Origin of the sequence: Micromonospora sp. NPDC049230, from assembly GCF_040647875.1 — a bacterium.
In the GTDB taxonomy this organism is placed as follows: Bacteria; Actinomycetota; Actinomycetes; order Mycobacteriales; family Micromonosporaceae; genus Micromonospora.
The window spans coordinates 1-1,261 of the sequence record NZ_JBEZCZ010000095.1 but is presented as its reverse complement, the minus strand read 5'-3'; the positions used below and the strand labels follow the sequence as shown (position 1 = coordinate 1,261).

The following is a 1,261-nucleotide window of genomic DNA, read 5'->3' as shown; positions in this document are numbered from 1 at the left end:
GGCGGTGCCGGGCAGGGAGGCCACCGCCCAGTCGTAGAGTCGCGGTCCTTTGGCACCGGCGCCGCAGCTGCGACGCTTCCAGGCCAGGGCCGGTGCGTTGGCGGCGAGGACGTCCGGGCGGGAGTTGCCCACCGTGGTCGGGACCCGCTGGTTGCGGGGCACGGCCAGGACGTAACCGATCCTGTGTTGCTGCAGCCAGGTCCGGAACTTCGAGTCCTGCCCGTATGCCTCGTCCGCGGTGACCCACCTTGCCGGCAGTCCGGCGGTGATGGCGCGTTCGAGCATCCGCAGGCCCAGCGCGGGTTTCGTGGCGAACCCGACGCCAGCGGCGATGCCGGCCTCCTTGCGGCGGGCAGGGTTGTCGCACCAGCCGCGGGGCAGATACAGCTCCCGGTCGATCAGCGTGCGCCCGTGTGGGCTGGCGTAGGCCAGGAACACGCCGAGCTGGCAGTTCTCCGTCCGCCCGGCCGTGCCCGAGTACTGACGCTGCACCCCGGCCGATTTGATGCCCTTCTTCAGGAATCCGGTCTCGTCGACGATCAGCACCCCGTCGTCGTCACCGAGGTGCTCGGACACGTAGGCAAACAGATCGTCGCGGACAGCGTCCGGGTCCCACGCTGACTTGTTGAGCAGCCGTTGCATCCGGTCCGGCGTGGTGTCGCCGGCGGCCTCGGCCAGGGTCCAGCCGTTCTTGCTCGCCAGCGGCGACAGCAACCCGACCAGGTAACTCAGCGCCTGCCGGCGCGGCTCGGCACGCCCGAACCGGTGCGCGAATCGCGCCAACAGATCATCCAGACCCGCCCGCCAGCCCACAATCTCATCGATCAACACAAGCACGGGAGCCTGCCCGCCCCGCGACTAGCCACAACAGACAGACGGTGCGACCACACCACCTACCCACCGAATAACATCGACATTCGCAGCTAGACGGCAGACTCATCCACGACGTCGATCATGCCAGTTACCTGCCGAAACCCCAGACCAGGCAACTGCGGCTGGAGTACTAGGGGCGTGTGTCAAAGCCCCTGGTCGGCCTGCGGCGGGCCCAGACGACGACCGGCCGCGTTGGAGATTGACCTGGATACCGGTGTTGTATCCAGGTCAATCTCCGCCTTGCCGGACCGCCGTCTGGACTGCGCCTCGGCTCGACCGAGGACTTTGCCGCACCCTAGGTTCTGTCTCGTAGATCTTGGTGGTCGGGGACGGCGCGTAGCCAGTCAAGGGTTTCGACCAGGTCGAGGGTGGCCTGGAAGTGGGTAGC

At 67.6% G+C, this 1,261-nt stretch carries 1 protein-coding gene; it reads right to left on the bottom strand.

Translation table 11 applies throughout. The features are described from left to right. On the bottom strand, positions 1 to 795 hold a 795-nt coding region (locus AB0A95_RS34690), incomplete at its 3' end, for an IS701 family transposase (RefSeq protein ID WP_357559990.1). Positions 796 to 1,261 lie beyond the last annotated feature (466 nt).